Origin of the sequence: Micromonospora sp. NPDC048871 (assembly GCF_043198155.1) — a bacterium.
Taxonomy (GTDB): domain Bacteria; phylum Actinomycetota; class Actinomycetes; order Mycobacteriales; family Micromonosporaceae; genus Micromonospora.
In genome coordinates, this window is record NZ_JBICUM010000005.1 from 153,067 (window position 1) to 168,615 (window position 15,549).

The 15,549-nt window shown below is 66.5% G+C and carries 14 protein-coding genes; 11 read left to right on the forward strand and 3 right to left on the reverse strand.

Annotation, left to right across the window (positions count from 1 at the left end; all coding sequences use genetic code 11):
- The first annotated feature begins 58 nt into the window (after nt 1-58).
- The 6 genes from ACGFIK_RS14240 (at nt 59) to ACGFIK_RS14265 (ending at nt 6,531) form a co-directional block, all read left to right on the forward strand.
- A complete protein-coding gene (locus ACGFIK_RS14240; RefSeq protein WP_327026590.1) occupies nt 59-496 on the forward strand; it encodes an ester cyclase in 438 nt (145 codons plus the stop codon).
- A 34-nt stretch (nt 497-530) separates the two neighbouring features.
- Nucleotides 531-1,592, forward strand: coding sequence for a methyltransferase (locus ACGFIK_RS14245; protein ID WP_327026589.1), 1,062 nt, complete (start codon nt 531-533; stop codon nt 1,590-1,592).
- Between the two features lie 73 nt (nt 1,593-1,665).
- Nucleotides 1,666-2,556: an alpha/beta fold hydrolase gene (locus tag ACGFIK_RS14250; RefSeq protein ID WP_327026588.1), complete on the forward strand. Its 891-nt coding sequence runs from the start codon at nt 1,666-1,668 to the stop codon at nt 2,554-2,556.
- A 15-nt stretch (nt 2,557-2,571) separates the two neighbouring features.
- Nucleotides 2,572-3,870 carry a P450-derived glycosyltransferase activator gene (locus ACGFIK_RS14255; protein WP_357531799.1) on the forward strand — a complete coding sequence of 433 codons (1,299 nt, stop codon included), beginning with the start codon at nt 2,572-2,574 and terminating at the stop codon, nt 3,868-3,870.
- 12 nt (nt 3,871-3,882) lie between these two features.
- Nucleotides 3,883-5,157, forward strand: a complete 1,275-nt coding sequence (locus ACGFIK_RS14260) for an activator-dependent family glycosyltransferase (protein ID WP_327026586.1) — start codon at nt 3,883-3,885, stop codon at nt 5,155-5,157.
- A 186-nt stretch (nt 5,158-5,343) separates the two neighbouring features.
- On the forward strand, nt 5,344-6,531 hold the full coding sequence (locus ACGFIK_RS14265; protein WP_327026585.1) for an acyl-CoA dehydrogenase family protein: 1,188 nt from the start codon (nt 5,344-5,346) through the stop codon (nt 6,529-6,531).
- 192 nt (nt 6,532-6,723) lie between these two features.
- Here the strand turns inward: ACGFIK_RS14265 and ACGFIK_RS14270 are convergent, their stop codons facing one another.
- From ACGFIK_RS14270 to ACGFIK_RS14280, 3 genes are all read right to left on the reverse strand, one after another.
- Nucleotides 6,724-7,578, reverse strand: coding sequence for an ABC transporter permease (locus tag ACGFIK_RS14270; RefSeq protein WP_327026584.1), 855 nt, complete (start codon nt 7,576-7,578; stop codon nt 6,724-6,726).
- Nucleotides 7,579-7,651: 73 nt separating this feature from the next.
- Nucleotides 7,652-8,674: an ATP-binding cassette domain-containing protein gene (locus ACGFIK_RS14275; RefSeq protein WP_327026583.1), complete on the reverse strand. Its 1,023-nt coding sequence runs from the start codon at nt 8,672-8,674 to the stop codon at nt 7,652-7,654.
- A gap of 690 nt (nt 8,675-9,364) precedes the next feature.
- Nucleotides 9,365-10,186, reverse strand: coding sequence for an NAD(P)H-binding protein (locus ACGFIK_RS14280; protein ID WP_327026582.1), 822 nt, complete (start codon nt 10,184-10,186; stop codon nt 9,365-9,367).
- A gap of 159 nt (nt 10,187-10,345) precedes the next feature.
- Between ACGFIK_RS14280 and ACGFIK_RS14285 the strand changes: the two genes are divergently transcribed.
- Genes ACGFIK_RS14285 through ACGFIK_RS14305 form a run of 5 tightly spaced genes read left to right on the forward strand, consistent with a single transcriptional unit; the run spans nt 10,346 to nt 15,430 of the window.
- Nucleotides 10,346-11,500 (forward strand): class I SAM-dependent methyltransferase, encoded by a 1,155-nt coding sequence (locus ACGFIK_RS14285; protein ID WP_327026581.1) that lies wholly within the window; start codon nt 10,346-10,348, stop codon nt 11,498-11,500.
- Nucleotides 11,497-12,330 carry an NAD(P)H-binding protein gene (locus tag ACGFIK_RS14290; RefSeq protein WP_327026580.1) on the forward strand — a complete coding sequence of 278 codons (834 nt, stop codon included), beginning with the start codon at nt 11,497-11,499 and terminating at the stop codon, nt 12,328-12,330. Before ACGFIK_RS14285 ends, ACGFIK_RS14290 begins: the two co-directional genes overlap by 4 nt.
- A gap of 11 nt (nt 12,331-12,341) precedes the next feature.
- Nucleotides 12,342-13,070 carry a class I SAM-dependent methyltransferase gene (locus ACGFIK_RS14295; protein ID WP_327026579.1) on the forward strand — a complete coding sequence of 243 codons (729 nt, stop codon included), beginning with the start codon at nt 12,342-12,344 and terminating at the stop codon, nt 13,068-13,070.
- Nucleotides 13,067-14,659: an aklavinone 12-hydroxylase RdmE gene (rdmE, locus tag ACGFIK_RS14300; RefSeq protein ID WP_327026578.1), complete on the forward strand. Its 1,593-nt coding sequence runs from the start codon at nt 13,067-13,069 to the stop codon at nt 14,657-14,659. The genes ACGFIK_RS14295 and rdmE overlap by 4 nt, the downstream gene beginning before the upstream one ends.
- A gap of 60 nt (nt 14,660-14,719) precedes the next feature.
- Nucleotides 14,720-15,430, forward strand: coding sequence for an O-methyltransferase (locus tag ACGFIK_RS14305; RefSeq protein WP_327026577.1), 711 nt, complete (start codon nt 14,720-14,722; stop codon nt 15,428-15,430).
- The last annotated feature ends 119 nt before the right edge of the window (nt 15,431-15,549 follow it).

Here is a 15,549-nt window from a genome sequence, read left to right on the forward strand (position 1 = left end):
GGATCGGCCAATACTTGCGGGGTCCGCCGCAGTCGGCCGAGTCAACAGGGGAGTTCTCATGAGCAAGAACATCGACCTCGTCAAGCGTATGGTGAATGCCTACAACACGGGGAACACCGACGACGTCGAGGAATTCATCCATCCGGAGTACCTCAATCCGGGTGCCATGGAACATTTCAAGGACCAGATCGGGCCGCAGACCTTCGTCATGGCCGTGAAATGGCTGAAGGCGACGTTCTCCGAGGAGGTTTACCTCGAGGAGATCGGCTACGAGGAGAATGGCGACTGGGTGCGTGCCAAGTTGGTTCTCTACGGCCGCCAGGTGGGCGACATGCTGAGTATGCCCGCGACCGGCCGGCGATTCTCCGGCGAGCAGATCCACCTTATCCGGATCGTTGACGGCAAAATTCGCGACCACCGGGACTGGCCCGACTTCATCGGCACCTACCGGCAGCTCGCCGAGCCGTGGCCGCAGGGCGAAGGCTGGCGTCCCTGATATTTCCCGTCACTACGTTGAAGGAGCTTCGTCGATGGAAAGTGAGGATCCTGCCGAGCAGGAAATGCGCGAACTGAACGTCCTGCTGCGGCTCGGCAGCCTGCACACCCCGATGGCGGTGCGAGTGGCCGCCACGCTGAGACTTGTCGACCACATCATCGGGGGGACGACCAACCCGGCGGAGCTGGCGAAGGTGACCGGCACGAACGCGAACGCACTGCTGCGTGTGATCCGGCACCTCGTGGCGGTCGGCGTACTGGCCGAGACCGAGCCGAACCGGTTGACGCCAACCGCGACCGGCATGCTGCTGGCCGACGATCATCCGGCCCAGCAGCGTGCCTGGTTCGACCTGAACAACGCCGTCTCCCGCGCGGATCTCGCGTTCTTCCAGTTGCTGGAGGCCGTCCGGACGGGCCGGCCGTCCTACGAGTCGGTGTACGGCAAGCCCTTCTACGATGACCTGACCGCGAACCCTCGGCTCGCCGAGTCGTTCGACGCGTTGATGGCCTGCGACCAGGACGTGGTCTACGAGGCCCCGGCCGCAGCGTACGACTGGAGCCGCGCCAGGCATGTGATGGACGTCGGCGGTGGCATCGGCGGGTTCCTCACCGCCATCGCTAAGGCCGCGCCACACGTTCGAGGGACGCTGCTGGAGCTTCCGCTCCCCGCAGAACGGGGACGCGCGCAGTTCAAGACGGCCGGGCTCGACGACCGGCTGGACGCGGTGGCCGGTGACTTCTTCCAGCCGCTGCCGGTCAAGGCGGATGTGATCACGCTGTCGTTCGTGCTGCTCAACTGGTCGGACGACGACGCACGGCGGATTCTGGCTCGCTGCGCCGAAGCCTTGACACCCGGTGGACGGGTCGTTGTGCTCGAGCGGGACGACCTGGCGCAGGACGCGTCCAACGAGCAGTTCACCTTGCTGGACCTGCGAATGCTCGTCTTCCTCGGCGGCCGGTTGCGCACCAGGGAGGAGTGGGCGACGTTCGCCGCTTCCGCCGGCTTTACCGTCGAGTCGGCCCTGAAGGTGGCCTCGCCTTCGGTTCCGTTCGACCTGTCCCTGCTGGTTCTCGTGCCCACCGGAGCAACGACATGACATTCCCTGCGTCGACCTCGGGATCGAAGTCAAGCCACGGGTTCCTCAACCGCACCCCAGAGGCGGAACAGTCATGACCGAACGCGTCATTTCCGCAGGCGATGTGAAGCTGTGGAGCCAGGGCTTCGGTGACCCGGCCGACCCCGCACTGTTGATGATCGCGGGCGGCAACCTGTCCGCGTACGGCTGGCCGGACGAGTTCGTTCAGCGGTTGGCCGCAGCTGGTCTGTTCGTGATCCGGTACGACCACCGGGACACCGGTCGGTCCACCTGCCGGGACTATCAGAAGTATCCCTACACCTACGACGACATGGCCGCCGACGCGATCGCGGTGCTCGACGGCTGGGATATCGCGGCCGCGCATGTCGTCGGTATGTCGATGGGCATGTCGCTGGCGCAGGTGATGGTGCTCAACCACCCCGACCGTGTCCGCAGCCTGACGTTGATGCTGGGCGGAGCACTGGACACCGACTTCGACGCCGCAATCGAGGCCGCGTTCCGTGGCGAGCCGCTCGTGAACGGCCTGCCTGTGCCGACGCCACGTTTCCTGGAGATGCTGGCCGCAGTGCAGCAACCAGCAAAGGACCGGGAGTCGATGCTGGCCAAGCAGGTCGGCAAGTGGCGCCTGCTCAATGGCGACGGGATTCCCTTCGACGAGCAGGAGTACCGGCGCTGGGAGGAGCGCGCTATGGACCACGCCGGGACGTGGGAGGAACCGGTCACGCACTACCAGGTCGGGCTGCCGCCGCTGAGTCGCGGCGCGGAACTGCGTGACGTCAAGGTGCCGACCCTGGTGATCCAGGCGCCGTACGACCCGGCCGCACCACCGCCGCACGGCAGGCATCTCGCGGACCTGATCCCGGGTGCCCGGCTCGCGGAGATTCCCGGCATGGGCCACGCGCTGCCCTCCTCTGTGCATGGGCCACTTGCTGAACTGATCATCGCGCACACACTCACCGCCTGAGGGGGAGGGAAACCAATGTCCACGAGGACAGACGCCGCCGCGACGACCGACACCGTGTACACGCTGACCGCAGGCGCGCCCGGGAACGGGGCGAAAACCGTCTCCAACAGTGATTTTGGCCGCCACCTGCTGACCGTTCGGGGTTTCCAGTTCGTCTTCGGCGCGCAGGGCGACCCATACGCGATGCTTCTGCGAGCGGGCACCGACGACCCCGCGGTGCTGGGCGCCCAGGTGCGCGACCGTGGCCCGCTGTACAGAAGCGAAGCCGGCGCGTGGGTGACTGGGCATCACGCGCTCGCAGGGGAGATCCTCCGCGACCCGCGACTCTCGTTGCGCCACAACGGCGACGAGTCCTCGCAGCAGCACATGTTCCAGGACATCTGGGACAACCCGAAGATATGCCATATCGTCCCGCTCGACGGCGCCTTTCTCAACCTGCCGCGTGCGGACTATGAGCGGCTCGGCACCCTGTTCCAGCCGGTGCTGGGCGACCTGGCCGTAGAGGGGACTGTCCACCGGGTCATCTCCGGTCTGCCCGACGAGTTCGACCTGGTGGCGGACTTCGCCCGGCCAGTCGCGGTGGCGGTGGCCGCCGATCTCCTCGGCCTCGCGGAGGCCACCCGCGACCGGTTTGCCGGTGTGGTTGCCGGTCTTGGGGTTGCGCTGGACGCGGGGTTGTGCCCGCCGCAGTACAAAACGGCTCGTGCGTTGCTGACCGGAGTGGCCGAGGTCCGCGAACTGCTTGGTACACCAGGGCTCTTCGGCGACCGCCGGCCGGCCGCCGGCCCGGATGACGTTCTCGCGGCCGCCGTGCTGATCGCGGTCGCCGGGGTCGAGGTGGCGGTGACCTTGACGTGCAACGCGGTGGCGGCACTGCTGGCGCATCCGGACCAGTGGCAGGCGTTGCGTGGGGAAGCGGGGCTCGCCGGCGGCGCGATCGAGGAGACTCTCCGGTTCGACCCGCCGATCCAGTTGGAGAACCGGATCGCCACGACGGACGTCGAGATTGCCGGGCACCAGATCCCCGCGGACACCCAACTGGTCGTGGCCGTCGGTGCGGCGAACCGGGATCCCTCGGCCTTCCCGGACCCGGATCGTTTCGACATCACGCGGAAGTCCGACGCAGACCAACTCGCCCTGTCCGGTGGTCTCTATGACACGTTCGTGGCACCGATGGCCGTGGCGCAGGCCCGGGTCGCGGTGGAGGCGCTGGCGTCCCGCCTGCCGGCCCTGCGGCAACGCGAACGAATGCTGCGCCGGATGCGTTCCCCGGTCACGCGTGGGGTCCTGCGGTTCCCGGTCGCGAACCGGTAGAGGGGGAAGGCAATGCGAGTCCTGGTCACATGCTTCGCGATGGACGCACATTTCAATGGTGTGGTGCCACTTGCCTGGGCACTGCGGACTGCCGGGCACGACGTGCGGGTGGCGAGTCAGCCGGCCTTGACCAACAGCATCACCTCGGCTGGCCTGACCGCGGTACCGGTCGGTACGAACCCCATGATGCGCGAGGTCCTGCAGAACGTGGGCCCCGCCATGTACGCACTCCATTCCAACCCCGACTTCCTCGAACACCGACCGGAGCTGCTGAACCTCGACTTCCACATCGCGTCCAACTCGATGCTGAACGCGACCTACTACATGCAGATCAACAACGAGTCCATGATGGACGACCTGGTGGAATACGCCAGGCACTGGAAGCCGGACCTGGTCATCTGGGAGCTGTTCACCTTCGCTGGCGCGGTCGCGGCCAGGGTGACCGGTGCCGCACACGCCCGTATCCTGTCCTTTCCGGACATTTTTTACGGCGTGCGCAAGGTGTTCCTGGAACATCTGACGAAGTCACCAGAGCGCCACGACGACTCGCTCGCGGAATGGCTGACGCTCGTGCTGGAGCAGCACGGCTGCGAGTTCGACGAGGAGGTCGTGACCGGCCAGTGGACCATCGACCAGATGCCCGCCGGCGTGCGGCTGCCCCTCGGCCTGCCCACGGTCGAGATGCGTTATCTGCCCTACAACGGTCCGACACCAGCAGTGGTCCCCGAATGGCTGTGGCAGGCACCTGACCGACCCAGGGTGTGCTTCACCCTGGGAGAGACGATTCGCCAGACGGAGTTCCCCAACGCGGTGAAGGTGGCTGACCTGTTCGACGCAATCGAGGACCTCGACATCGAGGTGGTGGCCCTGCTCGGCGAGAAGGAACTCGACGGCGTCCGGAAGATCCCGGACAACACCAGGGTCGTGGACCGGGTCCCCCTGGCCGCGCTCATGCCGAGCTGCTCGGCGATCGTCCACCACGGCGGCGCGGGAACGTGGGCGACAGCGGCGGCCTACGGCGTCCCCCAGGTCGCGATGGGTTGGATGTGGGACGCCATCTACCGCGCCCAGCGGCTCGAGGAACTGGGCGCGGGACTGCACATCCCGTCGTTCCAGCTGACGGTGGCAGGCTTGCGGGAGAAACTCGTGCGCGTCCTGACCGAGCCGTCGTTCGCCACGGGAGCGGCCAACCTGCGAGATGCGATGGCGAGTACCCCAAGCCCGGTTGAGACCGTCGAGAAGCTGGAACACCTGACGGCCCAGCACCGCGGCGTGACGCGGTGCTAGGCCAAGTCATCGGGGGAACCCGTCTGTCCGGACTCGAGACCGCCAGGCGGGCGATGCACGACGAGTGCGGGGCGCCGGACCACGTGCAGTTGGCGAGCCGGTGGGCGGAGGCTGCCGGGGCACACGAGCACGGGACCTGGCCGACGGCCGACCGAGAGAACCCATGCATGGAGTGGTGATCGTGAGATGACTTCAATGGCGAACACAGGGGCGAGGTTCGAAAAGCACGATCTGCTCGATCTCGACGACGAGTTGGGCGACGAGGCACGGAACACGCGTGACACCGTGCGCGCCTATGCCACGACCGAACTGGGACCGCGGATCGCCGACTGGTACGAACGCGGGACGCTGCCCCGCGACGTGGCGAAGGGGCTCGGCGCGCTCGGCCTGTTCGGCATGCAACTGAACGGGTACGGGTGCCCCGGGCTCTCGGCAGGCGCCTACGGCGTCGCCTGCCGCGAGCTCGAGGCGGTGGACTCGGGGCTGCGCAGCTTCGTGTCGGTCCAGGGCTGCCTCGCCATGTTCGCGATCCACCGCTACGGTAGCGAAGAGCAGCGGCAGGCATGGCTGCCGGCGATGGCCACGGGCGAGGTGCTCGGGTGTTTCGGCCTCACCGAGCCGGAAGCCGGCTCCGACCCGGGGTCGATGCGCACGTCCGCCCGCCGCGACGGCGTCGACTGGGTGCTGTCCGGCACCAAGACGTGGATCAACAACGGTGCCATCGCCGACGTCGCGGTGATCTGGGCGCGTGCGGAGGAGGGCATCCTCGGGTTCCTGGTGCCCACCGACGCGCCGGGGTTCACCGCACGCGAGATCACCGGCAAGCTGTCGTTGCGTGCCTCGAACACGGCTACCATCGTGCTCGACGACGTCCGGGTGCCGTCCTCCGCGCTGCTTCCCGGAGCACGCGGACTGAAAAGTGTGCTGTCGTGCCTGAACGAGGCCCGCTTCGGCATCGTGTGGGGCGTGGTCGGCGCCGCCCGCTCCTGCTACGCCAGCGCGCTCGACTACGTGGGTGGTCGCGAGCAGTTCGGCCGGCCGCTGGCCTCCTACCAGCTCTCCCAGCGCAAGCTCGCGGACATGGCGGTCGCGGTCACCCACGCCGGGATGACGGCGCTGCGGCTGACCAGCCTCAAGCAGGCGGGACGACTGACGCCTGTGCAGATCAGCCTCGGCAAGCTCGCCAACGCGCGGTCGGCGATCGAGGTCGCCCGCATCGCACGCGGCATGCTTGGCGCCAACGGGATCACCCTCGACTACCCGGTGATGCGGCACATGGCCAACCTGGAGGCTGTTACCACCGTCGAGGGCACCGAGGAGGTTCACACGCTCAGCATCGGCCACGCGGTCACCGGCTTGCCCGCGTTCCGCTGAAAAGGCGCGCTTGGGACATCCAGTGACCCAAGCGCGCCTCTCAGGGCATGCTGGCTTTCAAGCACGTCAACCCGTATCTGGGACCTGTTGAAGAAGGTTTTGACCAACGTCATCTACAAGGACAGCGCCCGGTAGGGGGCTGAACGGACTCTCGCCGTACCGATGCCCACATCGATGCGGCGAAGCCGTGTTTTAGCGGTCCTTGCGCTTGCGGTAGGCCAGCATGGTCAGTGGAGCGAAGATCGCGATCAGCGCCGCGGAGAGCCCGAATGCCCAGGCGAGCTGCTCAGCGGTGACGGTGCCGTGCATCAGGCCGCGGGCGGCGGTGGCCGCGTGGCTCATCGGGTTGGCATTCGCGACCGCCTGCATCCAGCCCGGCATCGACTCGGTCGGCACGAAGATGTTGCTGGCGAAGACCAAGGGGTACACCACGATCATGCTGGTCGAGGCGACCGTTTCCGGCGCCTTGGCAACCACGCCGATGGTAGTGAAGATCCAGCTTACGCCGAAGGCGAAGACGATCAGCATCCCCACCGCCGCAATCGAGCCGAGCACGCTCTCCGGCCGGAAGCCCAGCAGGACGCCGCACGTGATCGTCAGGGTCAGCGCGACGAGGTAGCGCCCCATGTCCGCCAGCAGGCTGCCGACGATGGTGGCCGGCTGCCAGAACGGCAGGGTGCGGAACCGGTCGAAGATTCCCTTGGTGATGTCGGTGTTCAGGGCGGTCCCCGTGTACACCGACATCATCACCACGGTCTGGACCAGGATGCCCGGCAGGAAGAACTGCAGGTAGTCCCTGGTCGAGCCGCCGATCGCGCCGCCGAACAGGTTGGTGAACACCAGCAGGAAGATGAACGGGAACAGGATCATGTCGACCAGCTGCGCCGGATGGTGCCGGAAGGTGGCGGCAGCCCGCCACAGGAAGGTGAGAGAGGCGGACAGCGGGCCGGGACGCGACGGCCTGCGCTGGACCGCCAGTGCCCCACGCAGAACATTCTCGGCGATGGGCCGGGGCTCGGTGATGGTTTCGTCCGTGGCGGCGCTCATGCTAGGTACCCTTTCTTTCTGCCGTCCTCGGACGGGCTGAACGTGCTGGCTGCGCTGTGCTTGGCGGGAGCACTCATCCGACGTGCTCCTTCTCCTTGCCGTCCTCGTACGAGGTTGGGTCAGCGGCCGGGCTGTGGTCGGCGTCGACCTTGTGGCCGGTGAGGGCCAGGAAAACCTCGTCGAGGCTCGGCTGGCCGAGTGAGTACTCGGTGATCCGGATGCCGGCCCTCGACAGACCGATCAGCGCATGTGCGACCTGCTCCGGGTCGTTCGCCCGGACCGAAAGAACCACCGGGTCGCGGTCGAACTCGACCGGCGCGTCGAACGCCTTGCCGAGCAGTTCGCCGGCGCGGGTCCGTTCTTCGGCGTCGAACAACCGCACGTGCACCGCGCCGTTGCCGACCGAGGCCTTCAGCTCGCTCGGGCTGCCCTCAGCGATGATCTTGCCGTGGTCGATGACCGCGATCCGGTCGGCTAGCGAGTCGGCCTCATCCAGCTGCTGCGTGGTCAGCAGGACCGTGGTGCCGACCGTCACCAGCGCCCGGACGGCCTCCCAGACCTGGTTGCGTGCGTGGGGATCGAGCCCTGCGCTCGGTTCGTCGAGGAACAGCAGCTTGGGTGAGACGATGATGCTCGCCGCGATGTCCAGCCGGCGCCGCATGCCGCCTGAATATGTCTTCACCAGCCGGTCGGCGGCGTACTCGATCCCGAATGCCTCGAGTAGCTCGGCTGCCCGCTTGCGGGACCCCGACCATGAGTGGCCGAGTAGGCGGGCCACCATCACGAGGTTCTCGGCGCCGGTAAGTGCGTCGTCGACCGAGGCGAACTGGCCGGTCAGGCTGATCAGCTTACGAACTTCCTCGGCCTCCTTCATCACGTCGCGCCCGAACACCCGTGCCCTACCGCCGTCCGGCTTGAGCAGGGTGGCGAGGGTGCGGATCGTGGTGGTCTTGCCGGCGCCGTTGGGGCCGAGGAAGCCGTAGACCATGCCGGGCGGCACGGCCAGGTTCACCCCGTCCACCGCGCGGACCTTGCCGAAGAGCTTGGTCAGCTCTTCGGTCTCTATTGCCAAAGCTGACTGCGATTCCACGTTCACTCCTCATAAAGGTGGTCGTCAACTCGAATATCCGGGCAGCTGCCAGCGTGGCGGCTACCAGCGGGTCTCCCTGGCCCGGGATCCGAATATTCGGCAAGGGCTCAAAGTGCCTACACCGTACACCGGAACCTTAGCGGCTCGCACATAGAAATTTATGTGGGGATGGGCTTGACAACGCCGGAAAAATACTATCAGGACCTCGGTATACGTGCAGGTCAGAGGCATCCTGTGCGTATGCCGGTAAACCCGGTCGAATGGTCTGCGTACGAGGTCGGAACTGGGATCGCTGCATCGAATGTCAGCGACAGCGACATTCGCCTTGCCCGGTCGAATTCGATTGTAGGACCGTTTGCCGGCGTCCCGAAGAGGTCCTTGCCGAGCTTGTTGGCCTCGCGCCTTCTTGAAGGGTGACTGGAGGCGGCGCGCCGAGAACGTGAATGTGCCCTCTGGTCTGGGAAGGTAGGACTTGTCGAGGGTCCTGTTCCATCCCGTCACGGAGGGCACTTTTCAGGGTGAAGGCCACCGGGTCACGTCCGAAGATCGATACCACTGCTGATGGTTGGGGCGTCGCCGGGCTGCTGTGGACCCCGACCAACGCGTCGGGACATCATCGTGCTCGCCACCCGAAACCATCACCCGGACGATCAAAGACACGCCGTCCCGTGATCGACTGCTGACGAAAAAACAAGATCAGCGGAAGTCGTCCGCGTGGTCGACCGCCCACTCGGCGAACGTGCGGCCCGGCCTGCCGGTGACGTCGAGGACGGTCGTGGTGGCCACCGGTGGCTCCAGCTCCCACTCGACGAAGTAGCCGAGGATGTGGTCAGCGATAATCTCCGGCCAGCCTTCCCGGATCATGTTCGCTCGGGCCTCGGCCGGGCTGAGCTCCTCGATGACAATCCGCTTGCCAATCGCCTCGCCGATGGCCTGGATCTGTTCGCGCTGCGTGATCTGCACCGGGCCCGTCAGCTCGTAGATCCGGCCGGCGTGGCCGTCCTCGATCAGCGAGGTGACCACCACGCTGGCGATGTCCGCCTCGTGGATGGGGACGGTGGGCACGTCGAGGTAGGCACTGCGCGCAACGCCTTCCGCACGAATGGTCGGCGCCCACACGTCGATCTTTGTCGTGGCGAACTCACCGGGCCGCACATGGGTCCACTCCAGACCGGATGCCTCGATCGCCTGCTCCACCGAAAAGTACGGCCGGCCGGAGGACGACAGCGACACGACCCGCCGCACCCCTGCCTGCTTGGCGAGGTCGATCACCTCATCGGGAGCGTCCAGCACGCGGTCACCGTTGATCGAGATCAGGTACATCTTCTCGACGCCGTCGAACAGGGCGGGCAACGTCTCCAGCCGGCCGAGATCACCCGCAACCACCTCGACGCCGGCAGGCAGTCCCGCGGTGGCGGGGTTACGGCTGGAAGCCCGCACGTGTTCGTTCGCCGCCATCAGCTGGTCGATTACCTTGCGGCCGACGCTCCCGGTCGCACCGGTCACCAAGATCGTCATTTTTCCTCCTGATTGCTTGCCACTGGTCGAACACCGTCGGCACCCCACCCTTCTCCGCCCGGATCGAATCCCGCTCGCAACAGCCGCACCTACCGGTTCTCAAATGGTTTCCGAGTCAACCCGGCAAACATCGGCCGTACGACCTCGGAGGGGAGAACGGTGGAGAAGCTGCTGAGGTTCGCGGACGGGGTCGAGGAGGACACGAGGGCTGCGGTCAGCGCCGCGGACGCCCTGTCCGTGCTGACCGAGGTGGTGTCGCGAGCTGCGCTGTTCGACGGTCCGGACTCCCGGGTCACCGTCCAGTTCGACCTCGGAATGGCGGACGAGCGGCTCGGCTACCTGGTCACCCTCGGCCCCGGCATTCCCACAGTGGAACCAGGGTGGTTACCGGACCCTCCCGCCACGGTACGTCAGGAACTCAGCGAGCTCGTCAGGGCCGTGTTCGGACCGGACGGCGGTGAACACGCCACCCGTGAGGTCGAGCTGATGGACGGCCCAGCGCCGCAGACCATCGACCCGGGTGCCGTGCTGGCGGAGCGGCGGGCAGCGGCCGTGGCCCTGCACCAAGTGCTCAAGGCGTGCTCGCCGGAACGGCTAGACCTGGACACGTTGGCCCTGCGCTTTGGGTCGGACAAGTGGGCCGATCACTGGTACACCCCGCACTACGGCCGGCATTTCGAGCAGTACCGAAACCGCAGGGTACGGCTGCTTGAAATCGGTGTCGGCGGGTACGACGCCCCGGACCAGGGCGGCGAGTCGCTGCGGATGTGGAAGTACTACTTCCGCCGTGGCCTGATCCACGGCCTCGACCTCTTCGACAAGTCGAGCCTTGACGAGCCGCGATTACGGACGATCAAGGGATCCCAGGCGGACGCGGGGTTCCTCACCGAGCTCGCCGGCCGGATCGGCCCACTCGACATCGTCATCGACGACGGCAGCCACCTCAGCGCCGACGTGATCCTCTCCTTTCAGACCCTGTTCCCGCTGTTGCGTCCCGGGGGCCTGTACGTGATCGAAGACCTGCAGACCTCGTACTGGCCGGGCTGGAACGGCGGCACCACCGACCTCGACGATCCCGGCACGTCGCTGGGATTCCTCAAGACGCTGGTGGACTCGCTGCATCACCAGGAGTACACCGGCGGCACCTCATCCGCAAAGGACAGGATGATCGGCGGCCTGCACTTCTACCACAACATCGCCTTCGTCGAGAAGAGCGTGAACGCCGAGCAGGCCTCTGCAGCCTGGATTCCCCGTGACATCCATCCGATGACATGGATGTACCCGCCGGCCACTTCCGAGGAGGGCATGAAGTGACGATCCTGGTGACCGGGGCGACCGGAACGGTTGGCCGGCACGTCGTCGACCAGTTGCTGGCCAGAGGCGCGAATGTCCGGGCGCTGTCCCGGAATCCCGCAGCCAGTCTTCCGGCCGACGTCGAGGTGGTCAACGGTGATCTGCTGAGGCCGGACTCGCTGCGGCCCGCACTGACCGGCGTGGACCGGATGTATCTGTTCCCGGTGCCCGACACTGCCAAGGAGTGCGTCGACATCGCGGTGCGTGCCGGGGTACGGAGGATCGTCGTGCTGTCTTCCGACGCGGTCAACACGCGGTACGAGATCGCCGGAGACAGCATCGACGACCACCTGGCGGTGGAGAACGCCGTGGCGGAGAGCGACGTCGAATGGACGTTCCTGCGACCCGTCGCGTTCGCGAGTAACACGTTGTTCTGGGCGCATTCCATCACGACCGAGGGGGTGGTCAGGGCCGCGTATCCGAATGCGGCGCAGGCCCTTGTCCACGAAGCGGACATCGCCGCCGTCGCCGTCACCGCCCTGCTGGAGGACGGGCACGCCGGCGGCCGGTACACCATCACCGGGCCGGAGGCGATCACCCAGGTCGAGCAGGTACGCACCATCGCGGACCAGATCGGTCGCGACATCCGGTTCGAGGAGATGACGCCGGAGGAAAAGCACGCAGAGATGATCCAGTACCTGCCGGAGGACTCGGTGCGGATGATCCTCGGCTACTTCGCCATCGCCGTCACCAACCCCGATCCCGTCACCACGGCGGTCCAACAGGTCACCGGCGTACCCGCGCGCACCTTCGCCGAGTGGGTGGCCGACCACGCATCGTACTTCCGGTAGGAGGATTTCCTATGTACGGAGCCGAGCTCGCCGAGGTGTTCGAACTCATCCACCGTGGCCGAGGCAAGAATTACCTCGCGGAGGCGGAGGAGGTGGCGAGGCAGGTAAGGGCTCGCAAACCGGCCGCCTCGTCGCTACTGGACATCGCCTGTGGCACCGGGTCACATCTGCGGGCGTTCGCCACCCTCTTCGACCATGTCGAGGGATTGGAGATCTCCGAGCCGTTCTTGCGAATCGCCAAGGCCGCCGTGCCGCAGGCGGTGCTGCACCTCGGCGACATGCGTGAGTTCGCGCTCGGCAGGACTTTCGATGCGATCAGCTGCATGTTCGGATCGATCGGCTACCTGGCCGACACCGGGGAGCTGAGCACCACGCTGACCCAGTTCGCCAAGCACCTGGCCCCTGGCGGCGTCGTCGCCGTCGATCCATGGTGGTTCTTGGAGAACTACGTCGACGGCTACGTCTCCGGCACGGTGATCGAGGTGGACGGCACGACGATCTCCCGGGTGTCGCACTCGAAGTTGGAAGGCAGCGCGTCCCGGATGAACGTGCACTACGTCGTGGCGGACGCGGCGGCAGGTGCCCGGCACTTCGTCGAGAACCACCGGATCACCCTGTTCACCCGCCAGCAGTACGAGACCGCCTTCGCCGCCGCTGGTTTCACTGTCGACTACATCGAGGGACTTCACGCGGGCCGCGGACTGTTCGTCGGCGTACTGACTAGCCAGGAGGAGACATGACGGACACGGCGGAGGTTCTCGTCGTCGGTGCGGGACTCGGTGGGCTGTCGGCGGCGATGTTCCTCGCGAAGCGAGGGGTTCGCACCCTGATCGTAGAGAAGCACCCGGGCACCTCGATCTATCCGAAGGCGGCCGGACAGAACCCGCGCACCATGGAGCTGCTGCGAATCGGCGGTGTGCTCGACCAGGTCAAGCAGGCCAATGACCTTCGCGGCCAGCACGGCGACTTCACTATCAGGGTCGCAGAAAGCGTCGGCGGCAAGGTGTTGCACACCTTTGCCGAGAGCGTCGACGACATGATTGCCGCGACCGCGCCGTGTACACCGCAGGGCTGGGGTTTTCTCGCACAGGACCAGCTGGAGCCGATTCTGCTGGCCCAGGCGGAGAAGTACGGCGCTGTCGCCCGGTACCGCACGGAGCTGGTGTCGTTCGAGCAGGGCCCGTCGGGTGTCAACGCTGTGGTGTGTGACGTGACGACCGGCAAGGAGTCCGTCGTGCACGCGGATTACCTGGTTGCCGCGGACGGTCCGGACAGCCCCGTTCGTGAGCGACTCGGCATCTCCCGGTATGGGCAGGGGGTGTTGTCGCACTTCGTCGGGGTCATTTTCGAGGCCGATCTGTCCGCCGTGCTGCCGCCGGGCTCGGTCGGGTGGTACTACCTGCAGAACCCGGCGTTCACCGGGACCTTCGGTCCGACTGACAAACCGAACCGGCACACGTTTTTTGTCGAGTACTCGCCCGACCGGAGCGAGTCGCCCGAGGACTTCCCGCCGGCCCGCTGTGTCGAGCTGATCCGGCTCGCGGTCAACATGCCGGACCTTGAGCCGAAGCTGCTGAACATCCAGCAGTGGGAGATGGCCGCCTACATCGCTGACCGCTGGCGGGACGGCCGCGTCTTCCTCGTCGGGGACGCCGCGAAGGTCACGCCTCCGACCGGCGGGCTCGGCGGCAACACCGCGATCGGCGACGGCTACGACATCGCCTGGAAGCTGGCCGCGGTGGTGAAGGGCACGGCGGACCCCGGGTTGTTGGACAGCTACGAACCGGAACGCAAGTTGGTGGCGCACCTGGTGGTTGACGAGTCGATGTCTGTTTACGCGAACCGGATGGCGCCGCACCTGATCGACAAGACTCCAGCCGGGGTCGGTTACTCCGAGGTGCTTCTCGGGTTCCGGTACCGGTCGGGAGCCGTCCTGATCGACGACACGGATCCAGCCACCGTCGAGGATCCGTTGCGCCCCAGTGGGCGTCCGGGATTCCGGGCGCCCCACGTCTGGATCACCCGCGCTGGATCCCGAATGTCCACAGTAGACATGTTCGGTGAGTGGATGTTGATCGCCGCGGACGAGAGATGGCGGGGGGCGGACGCCCGGGTCGACACCGTCGTGGTCGGCACCGACTTCGAGGAAACCGACCCTGACAGGCATCTCGTTACCCGCTACGGGATCGGTGAGTCCGGGGCCAGCCTCATCCGGCCTGACGGGATCGTCGCCTGGCGGACCGCGTCCCTGGTTCCCGAGGCCTTGCCTGCCGTGCTGGACAAGCTCCAGGTGCGCCAACTCCCGGAGAGCGCGGGGCCGAATCACTGACTCGTACGTTTCCACTGATTCCAAAGACGACGACACGCACTAGTAGGAAGAGATGAGCCCATGATTGACACTTCGCTGCCCATCGTCCCGCAGGACAGCACCGACCCAAGGGAGGTCTTCGCCACCACTCTGGTGCGTGCGGCGAAGCTGCCCCCACGCCTCGAGGCCGTCATGACGGAAATCGAGACAATTGCGGAGAGTGAGGGCATCCCGATCATCGGCCGGCTGGAGGGCACGATCGTCCAGATGCTCGCCACGCTGTGCGGCGAGCGGGCTATGAGGGTGCTCGAGTTGGGCACGGCGATCGGCTACTCGGCACTGTGGCTCGCGCACGCACTGCCTGAAGGCGGCAAGGTCACCAGCATTGAGCTGGACCCGGAGCGTGCGGCACGCGCGGCGGAATTCATCGACCGCGCCGGGTTCGCCGACCGGGTCGAGATCATCGTCGGCGACCTGTTCGAGCTGCTGCCGAGCCTCGGCGTCTACGACCTGATCTTCCAGGACGTCATGAAGCACCGGTACTTTGGCAATGACCCCAAGCTCGCGACCGAGCTGCTGCGGCTCACCAAGTCGCACCTCGAGGTGAACGGCATTCTCATGATCGACAACGCCTTCTGCGGTGGCGGTGTCGTCGCGGGCGACGTCGACGAGCCCTCCAACGAGCTGGCAGGCGTGCGGCGCATGAACGACGTACTGGCCCACGACCCCGACTTCGCCGGTGTGATCGTGCCGGTCCGGGACGGCCTCTGGGTCGCGCAGCGCAAGTCCTGACCATTGGATCGGTGTCCCTACGGCTCGGTGCGGCCGCCAGGATCGCGCTCGCCACTCGTAACGATCTCTCTTTCGGGCAAGGGGTGCGACTGTCAAGGTGGGGATGCCCGCACCACCGC

What these genes read in the sequence shown, in the direction of transcription:
- ACGFIK_RS14240 (WP_327026590.1), top strand. Translation starts at nt 59, where the DNA reads ATGAGCAAGAACATCGACCTCGTCAAGCGTATGGTGAATGCCTACAAC.
- ACGFIK_RS14245 (WP_327026589.1), top strand. Translation starts at nt 531, where the DNA reads ATGGAAAGTGAGGATCCTGCCGAGCAGGAAATGCGCGAACTGAACGTC.
- ACGFIK_RS14250 (WP_327026588.1), top strand. Translation starts at nt 1,666, where the DNA reads ATGACCGAACGCGTCATTTCCGCAGGCGATGTGAAGCTGTGGAGCCAG.
- ACGFIK_RS14255 (WP_357531799.1), top strand. Translation starts at nt 2,572, where the DNA reads ATGTCCACGAGGACAGACGCCGCCGCGACGACCGACACCGTGTACACG.
- ACGFIK_RS14260 (WP_327026586.1), top strand. Translation starts at nt 3,883, where the DNA reads ATGCGAGTCCTGGTCACATGCTTCGCGATGGACGCACATTTCAATGGT.
- ACGFIK_RS14265 (WP_327026585.1), top strand. Translation starts at nt 5,344, where the DNA reads ATGACTTCAATGGCGAACACAGGGGCGAGGTTCGAAAAGCACGATCTG.
- ACGFIK_RS14270 (WP_327026584.1), bottom strand. Translation starts at nt 7,578, where the DNA reads ATGAGCGCCGCCACGGACGAAACCATCACCGAGCCCCGGCCCATCGCC.
- ACGFIK_RS14280 (WP_327026582.1), bottom strand. Translation starts at nt 10,186, where the DNA reads ATGACGATCTTGGTGACCGGTGCGACCGGGAGCGTCGGCCGCAAGGTA.
- ACGFIK_RS14295 (WP_327026579.1), top strand. Translation starts at nt 12,342, where the DNA reads ATGTACGGAGCCGAGCTCGCCGAGGTGTTCGAACTCATCCACCGTGGC.
- rdmE (WP_327026578.1), top strand. Translation starts at nt 13,067, where the DNA reads ATGACGGACACGGCGGAGGTTCTCGTCGTCGGTGCGGGACTCGGTGGG.
- ACGFIK_RS14305 (WP_327026577.1), top strand. Translation starts at nt 14,720, where the DNA reads ATGATTGACACTTCGCTGCCCATCGTCCCGCAGGACAGCACCGACCCA.